14 protein-coding genes are annotated in these 13,212 nt (G+C 64.3%); 5 read left to right on the top strand and 9 right to left on the bottom strand.

Annotated elements, in window-relative coordinates:
* Positions 1–179: 179 nt before the first annotated feature.
* Positions 180–1,139: a LysR substrate-binding domain-containing protein gene (locus tag ABLE71_RS01705; RefSeq protein ID WP_348781645.1), complete on the bottom strand. Its 960-nt coding sequence runs from the start codon at positions 1,137–1,139 to the stop codon at positions 180–182.
* Between the two features lie 170 nt (positions 1,140–1,309).
* Here ABLE71_RS01705 and ABLE71_RS01700 point away from each other — a divergent pair, with 170 nt between their 5' ends.
* The gene (locus ABLE71_RS01700; protein WP_348781644.1) at positions 1,310–1,612 is read left to right on the top strand and encodes a DUF1127 domain-containing protein; all 303 of its coding nucleotides are present in this window, start codon (positions 1,310–1,312) and stop codon (positions 1,610–1,612) included.
* A gap of 115 nt (positions 1,613–1,727) precedes the next feature.
* On the opposite strand, the gene ABLE71_RS01695 is transcribed toward ABLE71_RS01700, so the two are convergent.
* The 3 genes from ABLE71_RS01695 to ABLE71_RS01685 all read right to left on the bottom strand — a co-directional run bounded on the left by ABLE71_RS01695 (position 1,728) and on the right by ABLE71_RS01685 (position 5,806).
* Entirely contained in the window at positions 1,728–3,350 is a 1,623-nt protein-coding gene (locus ABLE71_RS01695; RefSeq protein ID WP_348781643.1) for an ABC-F family ATP-binding cassette domain-containing protein, read from the bottom strand.
* A 279-nt stretch (positions 3,351–3,629) separates the two neighbouring features.
* On the bottom strand, positions 3,630–4,550 hold the full coding sequence (locus tag ABLE71_RS01690; RefSeq protein WP_348781642.1) for a hypothetical protein: 921 nt from the start codon (positions 4,548–4,550) through the stop codon (positions 3,630–3,632).
* Between the two features lie 521 nt (positions 4,551–5,071).
* Positions 5,072–5,806 (bottom strand): hypothetical protein, encoded by a 735-nt coding sequence (locus ABLE71_RS01685; RefSeq protein ID WP_348781641.1) that lies wholly within the window; start codon positions 5,804–5,806, stop codon positions 5,072–5,074.
* 90 nt (positions 5,807–5,896) lie between these two features.
* Between ABLE71_RS01685 and ABLE71_RS01680 the strand changes: the two genes are divergently transcribed.
* Complete coding sequence (locus ABLE71_RS01680; protein ID WP_348781640.1) at positions 5,897–6,055, top strand: hypothetical protein; 159 nt, start codon at positions 5,897–5,899, stop codon at positions 6,053–6,055.
* A 47-nt stretch (positions 6,056–6,102) separates the two neighbouring features.
* Here ABLE71_RS01680 and ABLE71_RS01675 read toward each other — a convergent pair whose 3' ends face one another.
* From ABLE71_RS01675 to ABLE71_RS01660, 4 genes are all read right to left on the bottom strand, one after another.
* Positions 6,103–7,131 carry a DUF937 domain-containing protein gene (locus ABLE71_RS01675; RefSeq protein WP_348781639.1) on the bottom strand — a complete coding sequence of 343 codons (1,029 nt, stop codon included), beginning with the start codon at positions 7,129–7,131 and terminating at the stop codon, positions 6,103–6,105.
* Between the two features lie 288 nt (positions 7,132–7,419).
* Positions 7,420–8,793, bottom strand: coding sequence for a glutamate--cysteine ligase (locus ABLE71_RS01670; RefSeq protein WP_348781638.1), 1,374 nt, complete (start codon positions 8,791–8,793; stop codon positions 7,420–7,422).
* 109 nt (positions 8,794–8,902) lie between these two features.
* On the bottom strand, positions 8,903–9,637 hold the full coding sequence (locus ABLE71_RS01665; protein WP_348783629.1) for a 16S rRNA (uracil(1498)-N(3))-methyltransferase: 735 nt from the start codon (positions 9,635–9,637) through the stop codon (positions 8,903–8,905).
* Between the two features lie 23 nt (positions 9,638–9,660).
* The gene (locus ABLE71_RS01660; protein ID WP_348781637.1) at positions 9,661–10,317 is read right to left on the bottom strand and encodes a hypothetical protein; all 657 of its coding nucleotides are present in this window, start codon (positions 10,315–10,317) and stop codon (positions 9,661–9,663) included.
* A gap of 117 nt (positions 10,318–10,434) precedes the next feature.
* Here ABLE71_RS01660 and ABLE71_RS01655 point away from each other — a divergent pair, with 117 nt between their 5' ends.
* Together ABLE71_RS01655 and ABLE71_RS01650 are read left to right on the top strand one after the other, a co-directional pair.
* The gene (locus ABLE71_RS01655) at positions 10,435–11,166 is read left to right on the top strand and encodes a type 1 glutamine amidotransferase (RefSeq protein WP_348781636.1); all 732 of its coding nucleotides are present in this window, start codon (positions 10,435–10,437) and stop codon (positions 11,164–11,166) included.
* A 109-nt stretch (positions 11,167–11,275) separates the two neighbouring features.
* Positions 11,276–11,515, top strand: a complete 240-nt coding sequence (locus tag ABLE71_RS01650) for a hypothetical protein (RefSeq protein WP_348781635.1) — start codon at positions 11,276–11,278, stop codon at positions 11,513–11,515.
* Between the two features lie 19 nt (positions 11,516–11,534).
* Here the strand turns inward: ABLE71_RS01650 and ABLE71_RS01645 are convergent, their stop codons facing one another.
* Positions 11,535–12,167: a DNA-3-methyladenine glycosylase I gene (locus ABLE71_RS01645; RefSeq protein WP_348781634.1), complete on the bottom strand. Its 633-nt coding sequence runs from the start codon at positions 12,165–12,167 to the stop codon at positions 11,535–11,537.
* A 194-nt stretch (positions 12,168–12,361) separates the two neighbouring features.
* Here ABLE71_RS01645 and ABLE71_RS01640 point away from each other — a divergent pair, with 194 nt between their 5' ends.
* Positions 12,362–13,126: a L,D-transpeptidase gene (locus ABLE71_RS01640; protein WP_348781633.1), complete on the top strand. Its 765-nt coding sequence runs from the start codon at positions 12,362–12,364 to the stop codon at positions 13,124–13,126.
* Positions 13,127–13,212 lie beyond the last annotated feature (86 nt).

Below are 13,212 nucleotides of genomic sequence, written 5' to 3'. Positions count from 1 at the left end.
GGAAACGTTGAGGCGGTTTCCGTGCGGATTTGCGACAAATAAGGATCAAAGGCCGGAGTAGACTGGCCGCACGGGGTTAAGAATTGCTTTCAACCGGGACAGGATGGCACTCCGCCGCCGGCCCTGAGGCGTCCATGGGCCGTGTCCTGGAACCCGTTGAGATCCCGCACCGGGCTGTTTCACCACCCCGGCAGGACGTGGCTCGGCTTCAGCCGGCGTCCGCGCACCGCCGATGTCAGCGCCGCGAAATCATAGCCGCCGGCCTCCTCGGCCATCGGCACGGAGATGTTGTCCAGGCTGTCGGAAATATGCCTGGCGATGGCGTCGACGATTTCCGGCCGCGCTGTATGGCCGCGCATGATGCCGATCTTGCAGTCGGGCAGGGCGCCGAAGCCGTCGGCGTCGCCCAGCACCCGCATGCCGGGCCTGAGCGCGCATTCCGGCAAGACGGAAATGGCCAGCCCCGAAAGCACGGCGGCCGTGATCACCGTCGCCGAGAAGCTGGAGAACAGCACCCGGTACTCGCGGTTGTTCTTGTCCAGCACCTCGCAAGCCGCGCGCCGCCAGATGCAGGTCGGCCGGCCGAACGCCATCGGCAGCACCTCCTGTTCATGCGTCGCGTGGTTGGCCGACGTCACCCAGAGCAGCGGCTCGCGCCGCACCACTTCGGATTGGCCCCGCGCATCATGGTGCGTCACGATGGCGAGATCGAGATTGCCGCGCTTGATGTGCTCGACCAGCCCCGGCGTCGGCTCGCAGATGACGGTCAGTTCCACCCGTGGGTTGGAGCGGGCGAAACGCGCCATGATCTCGGGCAGGAAGCGGTCGGCATAGTCGTCGGGCGTGCCGATGCGGATCGTTCCTTCCAGCGCCCGGTCGTCGAAGGCGGCCAGAGTCTCGCGGTTCAGGTGCATCATCCGCCGCGCATAGGAGAGCAGCCTCTCGCCCTCCTCGGTCAGCCTGTTGGTGCGCCCGTCCTTCTCGAACAGCGGCTTGCCGATGCGCTCCTCGAGCCTGCGCATCTGCATCGAGACGGCCGACTGGGTGCGGTGCACCTCGTCGGCAGCGCGGGTGAAGCTGCCGGTGTCGGAGATGGTGATGAAGGTCTGCAACTGGTCGAGATCGAGCGGCGAGGCCATGCTGTCACCTATCATCTTCGTTGATGGTAAAGATTAGAAACATTCGTTGGATAAATCAATCTCCTGGTGGCAATCTCCCAACGTAAGCCGAAGCAGGAGCCCGTTTTCCCCGGCCGCATTCACTGCGGTTTGCCGGATCGGATCTTCGCGCTCGTTTGAAGGAGACCGACATGGCCACGATCCACGCCCCCCACACCATGCACGACGCGGCGCGCGCCTATGCGCGCCCGGCCAACGCTGTTACGGGCATCGTCAACGCCGTCTCGCGGTTCCTGCGCGCCTGGAAAAACCGCCGCGAGTTCTACCGCCTCGGCGAGATGTCTGACACCGAACTCGCTGACATCGGGCTCACGCGATCCGATCTCACCGTCGTCGTCGATCTTCCTTTCGGCAGCGACCCGACCGCGCATCTCGGCCCGCTTGCCCATGCGAGGCTGAACAGCATCGAGGAGATGGCCCGCCGCGTTTCTTGAGCGGCGGGAGAGCGCCAGGCGCGCTCGAATCGAATGCAGGCTTCCCTGCCGGTTTCCCCCGCCGGCCGCCTGCAAGAGTGCCCGGCCTTCTTCGCGAAGGCCGGGCTTTTTCATGTCAGCTTCTCAGGCCCGGCGCCTCGTGTCCCGTGCGCGCGACATATTCCGTATAGCCGCCGCCATAGGTGTGGATGCCCTCCGGCGTCAGCTCCAGCACGCGGTTCGACAGCGCCGCCAGGAAATGGCGGTCGTGCGACACGAACAGCATCGCGCCCTCATACTGCGACAGCGCGCTCACCAGCATTTCCTTGGTCGCGATGTCCAGATGGTTGGTCGGTTCGTCCAGCACCAGGAAGTTCGGTGGATCGAACAGCATCTTGGCCATAACCAGCCGCGCCTTTTCGCCGCCTGACAGCACTCGGCACTTCTTCTCGATCTCGTCGCCGGAAAAGCCGAAGCACCCTGCCAGCGCGCGCAGCGGTGCCTGCCCAGCCTGCGGGAACTGGTCCTCCAGCGACTGGAACACGGTGCGCTCGCCTTCCAGCAATTCCATTGCGTGCTGTGCGAAATAGCCCATCTTGACGCTCGGCCCCCGCGCCACCGTCCCGTTGTCGGGCTTTGCCGCGCCTGCGACCAGCTTCAACAGCGTCGACTTGCCGGCGCCGTTGATGCCCATCACGCACCAGCGCTCGCGCCGCCGCACCTGGAAATCCAGCCCCTCATAGATGGACCGGCTGCCATAGCTTTTGTGGACCGCCTTCAGCGTGACCACGTCCTCGCCCGAGCGCGGCGCCGGCTGAAACTCGAACGACACGGTCTGCCGGCGCTTCGGCGGCTCCACCCGGTCGATCTTCTCCAGCTTCTTCACCCGGCTCTGCACTTGCGCGGCGTGGCTTGCGCGCGCCTTGAAACGCTCGATGAAGGCGATCTCCTTGGCCAGCATCGCCTGCTGGCGCTCGAACTGCGCCTGCATCTGCTTTTCGTTCAGCGCGCGCTGCTGCTGGTAGAATTCATAGTTGCCCGAATGCGCCGTCAGCGCGCCGCCGTCGATCTCGACGATCTTGTTGACGATGCGGTTCATGAACTCGCGGTCGTGCGAGGTCATCAGCAGCGCGCCGTCATAACCCTTCAGGAATTCCTCCAGCCAGATCAGGCTTTCGAGGTCGAGATGGTTGCTCGGCTCGTCGAGCAGCATGGCGTCCGGCCGCATCAAGAGAATCCGCGCCAGCGCCACGCGCATCTTCCAGCCGCCCGACAGTTTTGCGACGTCGCCGTCCATCATCTCCTGGCTGAAGCCGAGCCCGTCGAGCACCTCGCGCGCGCGGCCGTCCAGCGCATAGCCGTCGAGCTCCTCGAAGCGTCCCTGCACCTCGCCGTAGCGCGTGATGATGTCGTCCATCTCGCCGGCGCGCTCGGGGTCGCTCATCGCGGCCTCCAGCTCCGCAAGCTCGGCGGCAAGCGCGCTCACCGGCCCGGCGCCGTCCATCACCGCGGCGACGGCGCTCAGCCCCGCCATGTCGCCGACATCCTGGCTGAAATAGCCGATGGTCACGCCGCGCTCGATCGACACCTGGCCTTCGTCGGGCTGCTCCTCCCCGGTGATCAGGCGAAACAGCGTCGTCTTGCCGGCGCCGTTGGGACCGACGAGGCCGACCTTCTCGCCTTTGAGGAGTGCTGCGGACGCCTCGACGAAGACGAGCTGCTGGCCGTTCTGCTTGCTGATGTTTTCGAGGCGGATCATGTCTTGCGCGGGACCTGGCGGATGAGGGAAGGGAATTCCCCGCGCCCTTACCCGATGGGCCTCGCCGGCGAAAGGTGTCGCCAAGGGTTAACTGCGCTGAGCTATCTCATAGGTCTGGTTGTCCAGTCCTTCGATTGGAGAGTGTCTCCCGAAAATGGGAGCCGGTTTCGGGATAAAGACATGCGTAAGACAAAGACTCAGAGCGCGGAAAGCGGATCTGAAAGATCGCGACGCGCTTTAAACGTTTCGCGATAGCGTCCGAGCGGTACGGGGAACCGACTAGCGGCGGAAACCTGGGCGCTCGTCGAGCGAGTGGCCGACCAGGCTCCTGCCGATTCCCAGGCACTGCGCAGGGAAATTTACGACCGCGGTTTCGGAGGCTTCGCAAAATGCGGAAACAACCTCTGTTATGGCCGCGTCTCTCACGCCGGGCTTGAGGCCAGTTCGTTCAGGCGGCGCAATCGGCCTGATGATGGCTCGGAATTCGCTGAAAGGAACAGTCTCCACGGTCGACATCCTCAGCAGGGTTGTCTTTCCCTTCGCCGCGAAATTGGCCGGTGCCGTGGCGAAGTGGGCATATCCTCTGTTGCCCACCGGCATCTGCACGAATCGCCGCCCGTAGTAGGTGTTGGCGGCGACCAGAACGACCGCATTGGTCCGCAAGGCGTCGAGGATGCGTCTCGTGACATGAATCGTATCGGAAGCATCGAACGCAAAGCGGCCCTTGAGAAACCTGTTTTCGATTCCAAGCAGGATCGGATTGATTACCGTCTGTCCGAAAGCCGTGGTTGAGTGGCCATGCTGTGTTGCCGCGACTTGGTAGGCCTCTATCCCCGACTCGTGGAGCGCCCGTTTTCCCATCAGAGTCTGTGCCGCAAGGTTTTCGCACCACACCAGTGCGCCGCCTCCGCCAGAGGTCGCGCGCCGGATTTCCTCGGCGCCTTCGACGATAATTCTGGGTTTCCAATGCCATCCGGCGATTTGCGCCATGTAGTACATGCGTCCCCGGTGCAGTGACGTCCGGTATTCGCTGAAAAACGCTTCGGGATCGGCGGCAGGCGCGACCGCCGCCAAGTCGCGTTTAAGTGTGGCGAACAGCTTGCGGCGATGCTTGCGAACGCGAAGGCGCGATACGAACCGGCATATGGGATTCCAATGCCTCGCGGGCACGACGGCCGCTACGCACAGGTAAAAACCCAAGAGAAGAATTTCTTTTATGTCGTGAGATTTGATCGGCTTTGTGCGACGGGGGTGGATCTCGCGCCTGCTGTAGAAGACAGCCGTCCCGTCATGTGTGCTCAGCGGTATTTCGGAGCTGAACCAATATTGATAGCGAGGCGGCTTTGACGCGCGAACGCCAGCAGACGCCAAGCTGTACTTAGGCCTCGCCATATTTGAGAACCATCGGAGATAGGCAGCGCATCCCCGACAGGTTGCGATGCAACTACTACTCGAGGATCAGCGAGTCGATCGGTTTGGCCGTCACCTTGGTAAGTTTTTCGCGCCGGACGAGCATCGGCTTCTCATAAGACTTCTTCATAATGGTCCTCTCCTGAGATAATGCGTCACAAAAACGCCAAGGGAACGAGCCAAGTCAACCTCGGCTGCCGAAAATACCGTGGAATTTCCGCTTATTGTGGTATCCGCGCAACAAAGCGCGCCGATCTGCCGGATGCGGCAAGTGGATAAGAATCGCGTTGTGGAGGGTAACTCGAGCCAGCTCAAGTCCAGTTCGCCTCGACTGATTGAAAAGGCATGCGCCTTGTCGCCAGTCGCGGAGTAGCTTCGGCAAGAATATTGGCGCACGTCTTGAGGGCGTTGAACTGAGACACGAAGTCGATGCCGTTCTTTTCCTGGATGCTCCGCGCGGTATCGGACGAAAAAGGCCAGGTTGGGCCGTGTGCGTGGCACTCGAGGATGTAGAGCTTGCCGCTATCGGCATCCCTGATGACGTCGAAGCCCAGCAGGGGAATATCTGGAAACGCGGACCGGTGGGCATCTTCGCAAAGCGAGATGATGTCGCGATCCTGCGTCAGGGTGACCTTCATCTCCTTGGTGTTGGATACGATTGACGGCCCCGCGTCCTTGCCGTGATTCCAGCGCCCGGACAGCGGATTGCCGCGGCCGACCGTCGTCTGGTGATAGCAGAGGATGACCGTTCCGAGCAGCGTCGTTACCCGGAAGCTCTGCGGCCATTCGCCAGTGTAGATAAACTCCTGGACAAGCATGCCTCCCCGTCGTCCGTAATGGGCGTTGTCGAGCTGCTCGGGGGGCTTGTATTTTACCCGGCCCGTCCGCTTGATCCGCACATGGGCTCCAAGAGCGCCATAGTTGGGCTTCTCGACCACGTAAGGACCCCAGTCGTCCGGATCGAGGGCAGTATCCGGAGCGATGACTGCCCACCGCGGCACCGGCACACCGGCGCCGGCAAGGCGTCTGTATTCGCCGGATTTCATCAGCGGTTTCGAGGTCAGGATCCTGCCCGGAAGGAGCGTTAGAGATCCTCTCCTCTTCAGTACGACAGAAAGAGTGGGTCGCCGCCATAAATGAGCGCGCAGCAGGCGGTGTCCAAATCCTTCGCCCAGCACCGCGGCATTTATGCGCGGATCGATTTCTTCTACGAATCGAGCGATCGCTTCCAGGTCGCCTGTCGTTTGCGGCCCATCCCGCAAGGTGCAAAGGACAAGGTTGAAACGCAAAGCTGAGGCTTCTCGTGAATTAAACCGCCGCCGAAGGACTCCGCCTTCGTTCCCTACCGGTACCTATCCATCCCCTTGCTGAACTGGTCGAAGATGTTCTCGACTCCCTTCTGGTATTCGTCGCGCTGCTTGCGCCCGGTCTCGAACATCTCGCCGAACAAATCGTCATAGGGGTTCTTGCGCCCCCCTTCCTCGCCGGACCTCTGGCCAGCCCCCTGGCCGCTGCGCGGCCGTTGCGTTTGCGGCTCGGGATCCCGCTGGCCGGCCTGTCCGCCTTGCGCGCCCTTCAGCATCTCCTCGAAGATTTTGCCGAGCGGGTTGTCGCCCCACGGATTCTGGGACGGGGCCTGCGGTTCCGGATCGGCGTGCCGCCGCTGCGGCGCTTCCTGCTGCCCGCCAGGCATGCCCCCCGGCATTCCGGGGATGGCGCCGCCGAACATGTCCTTCAGCACCTTGCCGAACGGGTTGTCGAACGGGTCGACCGTTTGTGCCGGCGTCTGCTGCTGCGGCGCCTGTCTCTGCTGGCCGCCGGGCATGCCCATGCCGCCGCCCCCCATCGCACCGCCCCCCATCGCAGTGCCTTGCCGCATCATCTGCTCGATGATCTCCTGCAGCGGGTTGCCCGACCCGCCGAAACCGGCCGCCTGGCTCGCCGGGTTGAGTTGATTGGTCGACTGCTTGAACAGCCCGCCCATGATCATCGAGGCGATGACCGGCAGCATCTGCTGCAGGACCTGGGTGCCGATGCCGGTCGCCTGCGCCGCCTGGGCCGCCACCGCGCGCGACAGGTCCTTCGAGCCGAAGAGATGCCCGAGGATGCCGTTGCCCTCCTGCATGCCCTGCGGGGTGAAGGCGTTCTGCGCGTCCTCGAAATATCTGGCGTGCTGCCCGCTCGCCATCGCGGTCATGAAAGCGCCGACGCCGTAGGGGTCGGATGCGTTGCGCTTCAATCCCTGCGAAAAGGCCGGCAGCAGCGCCTCGACGGCGGCCTGCGTCTGCTGCTGCGACAATCCGAACTGCCGCGCCAGCATCTCCATCCCCTGGCCGTTCTGCGCATTGGCCAGCATGTCGAACAGGTTCATCGTCACTCCTCCTCGAACCGATCTTTTGTCGGCACGACCGTAGGACCTTTCCTCCCGCGATTGAAGTAGGGTTTTGGAACTGCCTTGGTTCGCCGGTGGCGCACGAATGGGAGGCAATACCGTGCAAAAATGCACCGGCCACGTCATTGTGAACAGATTCCGGAGCGTTCAGCCCAGGACAACCGCTCACGCCATTGATTGCAAATGCTTTGTTCGGGTCACGCTGGACGCAGCGGATGGATTCTGTCCACGCTTCCGGCGCCAGCGTACCGGCCGGTACGGCAGGTCCTAGTAGGCGTATTCGAGGAACACCGGTTCGATCGAGCCGCCCCAGCGCGTGTGATAGGCCGACAGCATCTCCTCCGCGCTGGTGGTGCCGCGCGCCACCACCTCGTCGAGCGTGTTGAGGAAGGAGGTCTCGTCATAGCCATCGCGGTTCTTGCGGCCGCGGTTCGTCAGCCCCCGCCTGGAGATCGCCAGCACCTCGCGCGCCACCTCGCGCAATGTCCTGCCGCGGAACACGGCATTGATCCCTTGCGCCGGCACCGCGTCGCGCAAGACCCTGATTTCGTTGTATGTCCAGTCGCGCGTCAGCGCCTCGGCCGCGTCGAGCGCCTCGCCGTCATAGAGCAGTCCGACCCAGAAGGCCGGCAGCGCGCAGATCCTGCGCCACGGGCCGCCGTCGGCCCCGCGCATCTCCAGGAACCGCTTCAGCCGGACGTCGGGGAACAGCGTCGACAGGTGGTTGGCCCAGTCGCCGATGGTCGGGACGACGTCCGGCATCTCGCCGCGCGCCCCGCCGGTCAGGAACTGCCGGAACGTGTAGCGCGTCATGTCGGCGTACTCGCCGTTACGGATGACGAAATACATCGGCACGTCGAGCGCCCAGTCGACATAGTCGAAGAAGCCGAAATCCTTGGAAAAGCAGAACTCCAGCAGCCCCGAGCGCTGGTTGTCGGTGTCGCGCCAGATGTCGCCGCGCCACGAGACAAGCCCGTTGGGATGCCCTTCGGTGAACGGGGAATTCGCAAACAGCGCCGTCGCAAGTGGCTGTAATTTCAGCGAAACCTGCATCTTGCGACGCATGTCCGTCTCGCTCTCGAAGTCGAGGTTCACCTGGATCGTGCAGGTGCGGTACATCATGTCGAGGCCTTGTTTGCCGACCTTGGGCATGTACCGCGTCATGATCTCGTAGCGCGATTTGGGCATCTTCGGCGTCTCGGCGAGCGTCCATTTCGGACTGCCGCCGAGCCCCAGGAACCGGATTCCCATGGGTTCCGCGATCTCCCGCAACTGCGCCAGATGCGCGTTTCCCTCGCGGCAGGTCTGGTGCAGCGTCTCCAGCGGCGCGCCGGAAAGCTCGAATTGTCCGCCGGGCTCCAGCGAGATCGCGCCCTGTCCGGTCGGCTCGACCAGCCCGATGATCCTGTCGGCATCGATGATCGGATCCCAGCCGAGCTTGTGCTGCATGCCTTCCAGGAGCGCCCGGATGCCGCGCGTGCCGCCGTAGGGGACCGGCGCATTGCCGTCGACATAGAACGGGAATTTTTCGTGTTCCGTGCCGATCCGCCATTCTTCCCGGGGCTTGTTGCCCTCGGCCAGATGCGCGACCAGTTCGTCGATGCTCTCGATCGGCCGGGAATCCGTTGTATCGCGCGCCATTTTTTCTTGCCCTCGAGCCGTTCTGCCCGCCCGCGCGCTTGATGGACGAAATGTCAGGAGACTATCAAGCGAATTTTGCTGAGCCACGGCTCAAGCGAAATTGACGCGTCTACCAGTCGCCGATGGTCGCCTGGATGACGGCGAGCGCGGCGACCGCCGCCGTGTCGGCCCTCAGGATGCGTGGCCCGAGCGGAATGGCCGTCACGAAGGGTAGGGCGCGGAGCTGCCGTCGCTCATCCTCGGAAAATCCGCCCTCCGGCCCGACCAGCAGGGCGAGTTTCTTCTCGCCGATGGCCCGCAGCGCGGGCAGGGGATTGTTCGTCTGGGCGCTCTCGTCGCAGAAGATCAGCCGCCGATCCTTGTCCCAGCCGGCAAGCAGCGACGCGAATTTCAGCGCCTCGCGCACTTCGGGAACGGCGAGGACGCCGCACTGCTCGGCCGCCTCGATGGCGTTCGCCTGCAGCCGCTCGACGCCGATCCTGGCGAGCTGCGTGTGCTGCGTGACCACAGGCTGCAGCACGCCGGCGCCCATCTCGACCGCCTTCTGCACGAGATAGTCGAGCCGGCCGACCTTCAGCGGCGCGAAGCAATAGACGAGGTCGGACGGCGCCGGCTGCGGCCGCGTCCGCTCGACGGCCTCCAGCCGCACGGCCTTCTTCGTCTTCGCCGCGACCCGCGCCAGCCACTCGCCGTCGCGCCCGTTGAAGACGAGCAGTTCGGCACCCTCCGCCATGCGCAGCACGTTGGACAAATAGTGGCTCTGTTCCGGACTGGCGTCGAACGCGGCGTCGGCGGCGATATCCTGCGGCACGAAAAGCCGCTGCATTTTGTAATTGGCGCGCATGGCGGAGGAATGCGGCAGCGCCGTCAGCCGGTCAAGCCTTGGGCGCTCGGATGCCATACCGGCCGGTACCCCTGGCCGAGCACCGCTAGGGTCGTTGCCGGCGTCACCACGCACATTTCGCCCGCGCCGAACTCGTCGAAGTCCGTGAGGCGGTCGTAGCCCGAGAACGACCAGCGCAAGGCCTTGCCGCCGCGTATGGCATGGTCGGCCTCGCCGTCGAAGATCATGGCGCCGTCAGGCAGCTTCTCAAGTCCGTGCCGGTCGAGCTCGATCATCTTTCCGCCCGACGCCAGCCGTTCGGCATGCAGATGCACGTCGATCTCGGGCGCCCTCGGCTCGGCAATGCTAAACGCGCGGCCGTAGCAGGCGGCAAACTCTTTCGCCTGCTCGCGCCGGCAGGTGAAGCAGGGCCTGTGACCCGCGGCCAGCGCCGTCACCTCGTCGAGGAAGAAGAGTTCGGTCCAGCCGGCCTTGCCATCCCGGCCGTTGCGGCCCATCGGCTCGCGCCGGATGCCTCTATATTCACAGCTGCAGATGATCCAGGCCTTCGTCGACCAGCGCCTCTTCATCAGCGTCTTCGTCGCCGGACCGTGGATGATGCCGCGGTTGCCGGTGAACAGTCCGCGCGCGTCCACCGCGTGGATATCGCCGAACGGATCGACCCGGTTCTGCAGCGGCATAGTGATCTTCCTTGTTGCGCCGGCGTCATGATATCGGTGCCCGGTCGAACATCGGACCGAAAATGTGAAGCGGCTCCGATGATCCGGCAAGAGACAGCGAAGTCATCGGGGCGGTCAATGCACGTTCTCATCGTACAGAATTTCGACGGAGCCGGGCCTGGCCAGGTCGAGGCGGCGCTGACCGAGGCCGGCGCACGGATGGACCTGCGCCAACCCTATCGCGGCGATCCGCTGCCCGGGAACGCTGCCGGCCACGACGCCTTGCTTGTGCTCGGCGGCGCGCAGAGCGCGCTGGACGACGAGGATCACCCCTATATTCCGCCGCTGCTGTCGCTGATGCGCGATTTCGGCGACCGGGATCGCTCCGTCCTTGGCATCTGCCTCGGCAGCCAGCTCCTGGCGAGGGCCTATGGCGGGAAGAACCTGCTCGGAGCAGCGCCCGAGTTCGGCTGGCAGGGCATCGCGAAAACGGCGGAGGGCGCCGCCGATCCGGTGCTCGGCGCTGTACCGGAAGAGTTCCGGAGCTTCCAGTGGCACGACGACACCTTCACCCTGCCGCCCGGCGCGGTGCGCCTTGCCACCAATCCGGCCGCGCAGAACCAGGCCTTTCGCATCGGCCGCGCATCCTACGGAATCCAGTTCCACTTCGAGGCCGATCGCCTGCTGGTCGACCACTGGACCGGCGCCTATGCCGACTATCTTGCCGAACACCAACCCGACTGGGGCGAACGGCGCGAACGGGAAGCGGCCGCACATGGACCTTCGGCCGATGCTGCCGGTCTGGTGCTAGCCCGCGCATGGGTGGCGACGATCCCGCAGGGCGCGGCGGCTTCGACGGCGGCCGTCTGATCTGAAACGAAACGCGCACGAAATGAAACATTCGCGCGCCCGGCGCGGCATCATCCGGTCACATTCGGCCTCGATAAGGCAGCCAAGCAAAGCCTTGGGGCGCACGAACATGACGTACCAGAACAACACGAACTATGGCCTTTCCGGCGGTCTGCGCACGGCCGACGCCGCATCGAGGCCGGCCTCCCGCCTCGCGGCGGGTCCCTTCGACATCTCCTCCGCCGCGCGCGCAAACGAGACGACGAGCCTGCCGGACGCGCTGATCACCGGGATGCTGGTCGTCTATCCGGTGCTCGCGACCGTCGTCGCGGTGATGGTCGGCCTGGTCCTCTCCGGCCCGGTCGCCTGACCTTCGCCGGCTGCGGCGGCTATGTTGGCCGCTTGAACTTCGCCCGCGCCGTCTCAATCTCCGCCCGGCAGCAGCATCCCTCGATGTGGTCGTTGACCAGGCCCATCGCCTGCATGAAGGCGTAGACGGTGGTCGGGCCGACGAAGGTCCAGCCGCGCTTCTTCAACTCCTTCGAGATGCGCACCGAGACGGCGGTGGTAGGGTTTGCGCTGAGATGCGCGAGGTCGACCTTCTTCGGCCGTTCGCCGGGATCAGGCTCGAAACGCCAGAACCAGGCGGCAAGCGAGCCTGCCTCCGCGACCATCTCCCGCGCGCGGCGCGCATTGTTGATCGTCGAGACGATCTTGCCGCGATGGCGCACGATGCCCGCGTCATTAAGCAGCCGCTCGACATCGGCCTCGTTGAATTTCGCAACCTTGTCGAACTCGAAATTGGCGAAGGCGGCGCGGAAATTCTCGCGCTTCCTGAGGATCGTCAGCCAGGAGAGGCCCGACTGGAAACCCTCGAGGCAGATTTTCTCGAACAGCCGCCGGTCGTCGGCGACGGGCCGGCCCCATTCGTGGTCGTGGTAGTGCAGGTAGTCGGGCAGATTGCCGGGCCAGGCGCAGCGGATGATGCCATCAGGTCCTTCGACCAAGCCTGCCTGTGCCATAGCCATTCCTGCTTCTGTTCGTCTTTACGCGGCCTTTACCAGATTCCTGAACCCCGCGGTAACCACACCAAAAGGTTTACTGACAAAGCGGTATTTGAAACATTCCGATTCACCATTCGGTTGCCGCTCGACGCCAACATGGCGGCCGGAGCGAGGGGGCAAACCTCGCCTGGGTTCAGTCGAGAGTGCGTAACATGAAACGAGTTCTTCTCCTTGCCGGCGCGGTGCTGCTGGCGGCGTCGGTTCTGCCGGTTTCCGCCAACGATCGTTATGCCGAGCGGCCGCCGGTGGTGGTGAGCCCCGATCTTTCGGCGCCCTGGGTCATGCAGCTTGGCCACAAGCCCGGCAAGGTGCTGTTCAAAAAGCGCAAGGCTTTCGCCAACGAAGTCCAGTCGCGCCAGCGTGTGCGCCGTCTGATGGGCGGCCCCAATCAGGGCCGGACCGATCAGGTGCGCACCGCGGCCGTCGCGCCGCAGGAGAAGCGCGCCGTCCGCCGCGAGATGGATCCGGTCTACTTGCCGCAGGAAGTCGCCTATAGCGGCACGGAGAAGCCAGGCACGATCATCATCGACACGGTGCAGAACTTCCTGTTCCTGGTCGAGGAGGGTGGCATGGCCCGGCGCTACGGCGTCGGCACCGGCAAGCCCGGCTTCGAATGGGCTGGGGTGCACACGGTGACGCGAAAGGCCGAATGGCCGGACTGGCGTCCGCCCGCCGAGATGATCGCGCGCGAGCGCGACAAGGGCCGCGTCCTGCCAGCCTATATGCCGGGTGGTCCCGAAAACCCCCTCGGCGCGCGGGCGCTCTATCTGGGCTCGACGCTCTACCGCATCCACGGCACCAACCAGCCGTGGACGATCGGCCAGGCCGTCTCGTCCGGCTGCATCCGCATGCGCAACGAGGATGTGGTTGAGCTTTACGAGCGCACTGGCGTCGGCGCCAAGGTCGTGGTGATGTAGAAGCGTCTCGGCGATCGCGAGAGGATGATCCGAACATACTGAATTTGAGGGGTCGGGGGACGGGCCGCGCGCGGGGGCGCTGGCCC

The sequence above is a fragment of the Mesorhizobium sp. KR9-304 genome, assembly GCF_040049215.1.
Classification (GTDB): Bacteria; Pseudomonadota; Alphaproteobacteria; order Rhizobiales; family Rhizobiaceae; genus Mesorhizobium_K.
Note: the sequence above shows the minus strand (reverse complement) of the source record. Positions and strands in the feature narration are given on the sequence as shown.